The organism is uncultured Brevundimonas sp., from assembly GCF_937863155.1.
Taxonomy (GTDB): domain Bacteria; phylum Pseudomonadota; class Alphaproteobacteria; order Caulobacterales; family Caulobacteraceae; genus Brevundimonas.
In genome coordinates, this window is record NZ_CALMFB010000006.1 from 1 (window position 1) to 5,686 (window position 5,686).

General features: G+C 68.9%; 8 protein-coding genes. 3 read left to right on the forward strand and 5 right to left on the reverse strand.

What is annotated here, in order from left to right; translation table 11 throughout:
• The 3 genes from Q0581_RS00665 to Q0581_RS00675 all read right to left on the reverse strand — a co-directional run.
• Nucleotides 1-656: glutamate--tRNA ligase family protein (locus tag Q0581_RS00665; protein WP_298696401.1), on the reverse strand; the 656-nt coding region annotated here is incomplete at its 3' end.
• A gap of 76 nt (nt 657-732) precedes the next feature.
• Nucleotides 733-1,164 (reverse strand): RNA polymerase-binding protein DksA, encoded by a 432-nt coding sequence (dksA, locus tag Q0581_RS00670; protein WP_298696404.1) that lies wholly within the window; start codon nt 1,162-1,164, stop codon nt 733-735.
• Between the two features lie 164 nt (nt 1,165-1,328).
• Nucleotides 1,329-1,748: a flagellar assembly protein FliX gene (locus Q0581_RS00675; protein WP_298696407.1), complete on the reverse strand. Its 420-nt coding sequence runs from the start codon at nt 1,746-1,748 to the stop codon at nt 1,329-1,331.
• Nucleotides 1,749-1,931: 183 nt separating this feature from the next.
• Between Q0581_RS00675 and Q0581_RS00680 the strand changes: the two genes are divergently transcribed.
• Genes Q0581_RS00680 through Q0581_RS00690 form a run of 3 tightly spaced genes read left to right on the forward strand, consistent with a single transcriptional unit; the run spans nt 1,932 to nt 3,780 of the window.
• Complete coding sequence (locus Q0581_RS00680) at nt 1,932-3,044, forward strand: flagellar basal body P-ring protein FlgI (protein ID WP_298696410.1); 1,113 nt, start codon at nt 1,932-1,934, stop codon at nt 3,042-3,044.
• 2 nt (nt 3,045-3,046) lie between these two features.
• Entirely contained in the window at nt 3,047-3,343 is a 297-nt protein-coding gene (locus Q0581_RS00685) for a rod-binding protein (RefSeq protein WP_298696412.1), read from the forward strand.
• Nucleotides 3,340-3,780, forward strand: a complete 441-nt coding sequence (locus Q0581_RS00690) for a flagellar basal-body protein FlbY (RefSeq protein WP_298696414.1) — start codon at nt 3,340-3,342, stop codon at nt 3,778-3,780. The genes Q0581_RS00685 and Q0581_RS00690 overlap by 4 nt, the downstream gene beginning before the upstream one ends.
• Nucleotides 3,781-3,787: 7 nt before the next feature.
• On the opposite strand, the gene Q0581_RS00695 is transcribed toward Q0581_RS00690, so the two are convergent.
• A complete protein-coding gene (locus Q0581_RS00695; RefSeq protein ID WP_298696417.1) occupies nt 3,788-4,957 on the reverse strand; it encodes a serine hydrolase domain-containing protein in 1,170 nt (389 codons plus the stop codon).
• A 49-nt stretch (nt 4,958-5,006) separates the two neighbouring features.
• Nucleotides 5,007-5,686, reverse strand: a 680-nt coding sequence (era, locus tag Q0581_RS00700; protein WP_298696418.1) for a GTPase Era, incomplete at its 5' end; no start/stop codon positions are given.

Below are 5,686 nucleotides of genomic sequence, written 5' to 3' on the forward strand. Positions count from 1 at the left end.
GCCTCGAAGATCTCGATCTGGGCGCCGGTGTTGGTGACGTGGTCCTCGCCCCGGATCACATGGGTGACGGCCATGTCGATGTCGTCGACCACCGACGGCAGGGTGTACAGGAACAGGCCGTCCTCGCGGATCAGCACCGGGTCCGACATCGAGGCGGTGTCCACCTCGGCATGGCCGCGCGCCAGGTCTTCCCAGGCGACCCGCTTGCCGTCCAGCTTGAACCGCCAGTGCGGCTTGCGGCCCTCGGCCTCGAAGGCGGCCTTTTCGGCGTCGGTCAGGCTCAGGGCGGCGCGGTCATAGACGGGCGGCAGGCCGCGCGACAGCTGCACCTTGCGGCGGCGGTCCAGTTCCTCGGCCGTTTCGTAGCAGGGATAAAGCCGGCCATCGGCCTTCAGCTTTTCGGCCGCGGCCTCATAGCGGTCGAACCGCTTGGACTGGTTGTGCCGCTCGTCCCACAACAGGCCCAGCCAGGTCAGATCGTCCTCGATCCCCTGTTCGAACTCGGCCGTCGAGCGAGCCAGGTCGGTGTCGTCGATGCGCAGGACGAAACTGCCGCCCAACCCTTTGGCGAACATCCAGTTGACCAGGGCGGTGCGCACATTGCCGACGTGCAGTTTCCCCGTCGGCGACGGGGCGAAGCGGACCTTGACGGACATGAAATCAGGCGACCTTGAAGAAGCAAGGCGCGCTAGGTCGCGCCGTCACCGGGCGAAGTCAAGGCGAACCGGGTGATCAGTCGTCGCGGTGGACGCGCTCGCGGCGTTCGTGGCGTTCCTGGGCCTCGACCGACAGGGTGGCGGTCGGCCGGGCTTCCAGTCGGCCCAGGCTGATCGGCTCGCCCGTATCTTCGCAATAGCCGTAGGAGCCGTCCTCGATCCGGCGCAGGGCCTCGTCGATCTTGGAGATCAGCTTGCGCTGGCGGTCGCGGGTCCGCAGTTCCAGCGCCCGGTCGGATTCGGACGAGGCGCGGTCCACCAGATCGGGATGGTTCTCGGTCTCGGCCTTCAGGTTCACCACCGTGCCGCGCGATTCCTTGAGGATGTCGTCCTTCCACGCCAGCAGCTTGCCCTTGAAATAGGCCAGCTGCCGCTCGTTCATGAACGGCTCGTCGTCGGACGGTTGATACGCCGAAGTTTCCACAGCCACAGACGCTAATGCGGTCATCGCACTCACGCTCTTCCCAAACGCCCCCCTTGGCGTGGACCGCGTATAATGGAAATCGGCGAGTCGCGGCAACGGCGTTCGCGCGTCCGTGATCAGCTTGGCCGCGCATGGGCGCCCGGCCGTGACAATTCTTCATCACTAGGGGTTTTCACCAGGCTCAGGGGTCAGGCGCGGCGAAGCTCGGCCTTGGCCAGCTCCACCGCCGCGCGCAGGTCGATCTGGTCCAGCACGGCGGTCAGGCCGGGGTCGGCGTCCGTCGGCCGTTCCTCGCGCACCGCCCGCGCCAGGCGATCCAGCGCCGCCTCGCCCGTTTCACCGCCCAGCATGGCCAGTTTCAGCTCGTCCAGCCGGTCCAGCAGGCCGCCGCCGCGCCGCACGGCCCGGCGCCGACGCTCGGTCGGGTCCTCGACCCCTTGCAGGGCCATCAGGGCCGAAACATCGGCCACGCCGCCGACGCCCGAGGTCGCCCCCGCCGACGCCCGCTCGGGCGTGGCCGTTCCGCTCAGGCTGAACCCCGCGGCTGATCGCGCGGCCGGGCGGCCGGGGGCGGTCGATGCGGGTCCAGACGGTCCTGTCACCTTCATGGGCGGGCGCTCCTGTCCATGGCCGACCGTGAACCGCCGAGCGTCACCACTTGGTTAACGCCCCGGCAGAATCTGCCGCCAGTCCTGACCAGCGAAGTTGCAAGCCGTTGATTTTAATGACGCGGCGTCGCGGCACGGGTTTCGCATCACGGTTAATCGACAGTCTTGCCGGAAAGCCCCGCGATGCAGAAATTGCTTGCCGCCCTAATCGCCCCCCTCGCCGCCCTGGCGCTGGCGGCCCTGCCCGATGCGGCCCTGGCCCAGTCGCGGATCAAGGACATTGCGGCTGTCGAGGGCGTCCGCTCGAACCAGCTGGTCGGCTATGGCCTGGTGGTCGGGCTGAACGGGACCGGCGATTCCCTGCGCAACTCGCCCTTCACCCGCCAGTCTCTGGAAGGGATGATGGAGCGGCTGGGCGTCAACATCCGCTCGTCCAACGCCAACACCAAGAACCTGGCCGCCGTCATGGTGACCGCCGAACTGCCGGCGTTCAGCACGCCCGGATCGCGCATCGACGTGTCCGTCTCGACCATGGGCGACGCCAAGAGCCTGCTGGGCGGGACGCTGCTGGTCACCAGCCTGCAGGGCGCGGACGGCCAAGTCTATGCGGTGGCCCAGGGCTCGATCCAGACCGGCGCCGTCTCGGCCTCGGGCGTGTCGGGGTCGTCGGTGACGCGCGGCGTTCCGACCGCCGGCCGCATCGCCTCGGGCGCCACGGTCGAGCGCGAGACGCACTTTGACCTGGCCAACATGAACGAGGTGCGGCTGACGCTGCGCAACCCCGACTTCACCACGGCGCAGCGCGTGGCCGCCGCCATCAACGGCGCCTATCCGGGCGCGGCCATGGCCGACAATGGCGCGGTGGTGTCGCTGCGCGCGCCGGCCCAGTTGGGCATGGCCGGCTTCATCAGCCGCATCGAGAACCTGCCGGTCCAGGTGGATGCGCCGGCCAAGGTGGTGATCGACGAGGTCAACGGCGTCATCGTCATGGGCGAGAACGTCCGCATCTCCACCGTCGCCATCTCGCAGGGCAATCTGACCGTCTCGGTCCAGGAAACGCCCCAGGTCAGCCAGCCCGCGCCGTTCAGCCAGGGCCAGACCGCCGTGGTCCCCCAGTCGGATGTGGCGGTCGAAGAGGAGCTGGGTCGCGAGATGCGCATCATCAACGGCGGCGCGTCCCTGGCCACCCTGGTCAACGGCCTGAACGCCCTGGGGGTCAGCCCGCGCGACATGATCTCCATCCTGCAGGCGGTGAAGGCCGCCGGCGCCTTGCAGGCCGAAATCGAGGTGATGTGAGCATGAGCGACCTGACCGTTTCCCCCGACCTCCTGGCGCCCCTGCCCTCGCGGCCCCAGCCGACCGCCCAGATGCGCGAGACCGCCCAGGCGTTCGAGGCCAGCTTCCTGGCCCAGATGATGAAGCCGATGTTCGAGGGGCTGTCGACCGATGGCCCGTTCGGCGGCGGCCAGGGCGAAGAGATGTGGCGCAGCTTCATGGTCGAAGCCATGGCCAAACAGACCGCGCGCGCCGGCGGCGTCGGCCTGGCCGACCAGGTGCTGTCGGAAATGCTGAAGATGCAGGAGACGCCCCAATGACCGCCGGAACCGACCTGGCGCTGGCGCGGGTGCGCCAACTGATCCGCCTGACCGAAGACCTGACCGACCGGCTGATCAACGAGACGCGCGCCTTCGAGGCCCGGCGCCCGCAGGACGTCGTCGAAGGCATGGCCGAGACCCAGGAGATGGCCAACGCCTATCGCCGCGAGTCGGCCCAGGTGAAGGCCAACCCCGAGATCCTGGCCGGCGCGCCCCTGGGCGACCGGATGGCGCTGATCGCGGCGACCCAGGCGTTCGAGGCGGTCCTGGCTCGCCACGGCCGCGCGGTCGAGGCGGCGCGTATCGTGTCCGAAGGCCTGGTCCGCGCCATCGCCGAGGAAATGGCCGCCGCCCGTCCGCCGGCCTCGGCCTATGGCGCCACGGGCCGCGCCGCCGAAGGCGACGGCCGCGCCGTCACCCTGAACCGCACGGCCTGAACCCCTCTCAGCGCGCCATCGCCGTCGGGATCGGTCGCCCCAGGGCCTCGGCGATGGCCTGCTGGGCGATCAGCAGCACCTGATCGCGCTGGTGATAGTTGTTCGACAGCACGATCACGGTGATGTCGCTGTCCGGTTGCCAGGTCACCAGATTGCGGAAGCCGGACCAGCTGCCGGTATGAAAGATCTGCCGGTCATCCAGGGCCGGATCGACGCGCCGGCCGATGGCGTCGGTGAACAGGCCATAACCCCACTGACGGTCGCGGAACCGCCCGCGCGCCTCGGGATCGTGGGGGGCGTGGTCGCCGGTCATCTGGGCGTAGGAATAGGCCGTCAAAACCCGGCCGTGATGCAAGGCCCGCTGCCAGGCCAGCATGTCGTCCAGCGTGCCATAGGCGGCGCCGGCGCCGAGGATGATCGAGACATTGGCCCGGTCCTGACCCGCCAGCCCGCCGGGCAGATTGGCGTGGCCGCGCGCCAGACCGGCCGCTTCGCCCAGGCCGGTGTCCGCCATGTCCAGCGGATCGAACAGCCGGGTTTTCAGAAAGGCCTCGAACGGCTGGCCCGACGCCTTTTCGACGATGGCGGCCGCCAGATTATAGCCGGCGTTGCTGTATCGCACCTTTGTTCCTGGCGCGAACTGCAGCGCATAAGCCGTCGAATCCGTGGTCAATTCCGTCAGCGTCGCCGGCGTGATCCGCCGGGCGCCCCACCCCGGCCGCGCCATCAGGTCGGGAATGCCCGAGGTGTGGGACAACAGGTGATGGATGCGCACCGGCGCCCAGGCGGCGGGACACGGATCGATCCACCGACAGACCGGATCGCGCACATCCAGAACGCCGTCGTCCTGAAGCTTCAGCACCGCCGCGGCCGTGAACTGTTTGGACACCGAGGCCAGGCGGAACCGGCTGTCCAGTTTCAGCGGCGCGCCTGTCTGATGGTCGGCGGCGCCATAGACCTGGCGGAACAGCACCCGGTCGCCCTGGGCCACCAGAACGCCGCCCATGAACGGGCTGGCCCGCAGGCGCACCGCCAGGATGGGCAGATCCTCGACCACCACCACCGGCGGGCGTTCAGCCGGGGCGGTCGTCGGCGTGGCGCGGTTCAGTTCAGTCCGCGACGTGGCCACGGCCGCCAGGGCCGCCCCGCCGACGACCAGAACCGCCAGAAACGCCATCACAAGCCGGGGATGCCCCCCGGCGGTCTTGGGAACCTGAAACACGAAACTAGACGTCGAACTCCAGGCCGAACTGGGCGTACAGCGCGCGGCTGTCCTGCCATTTCGGATCGACCTTGACCGTCAGAAACAGGTGCACCGGCCGGTCCAGGATCAGCGTCAGCTCCTCCCTCGCCTTCTGGCCGATCCATTTCAGCGTCTGGCCGCCCTTGCCCAGAACGATAGGCCGCTGGCTCTCGCGCTCGACATAGATGGTCTGTTCGATCCGGGCCGAACCGTCCGGCCGCTCGTCAAAGGCCGTGGTCTCGACCGCCGCCGAATAGGGCAGTTCCTCATGCACCCGCAGATAGACCTTCTCGCGCGTGATTTCGGCGGCCAGGACGCGCGCGGGCACGTCGGCGGCCTGGTCTTCGGGATACAGCCACGGCCCCTGCGGCATCAGCCCGGCCAGATGCGCCTTCAGATCCTCGACCCCGTCGCCCGCCAGGGCAGAGATCATGAAGACGTCGGTATAGACGCCCGCATCGAACAGACGCTGCGACAGCGCCAGCAGGGTGTCGCGGCGCATGCCGTCGATCTTGTTCAGCGCCAGTATGGCCTTGGCCCCCGTCGCCTTCAGATTGGCGATGATGGTTTCGGTGTCCTCGGCCGAGCGGCGGTCGGCGGGCGTGCCTTCGCGGCCCTCGGCGCCCAGTTCGGCCTGGGCGTCGATCAGATGGACCACGGCGT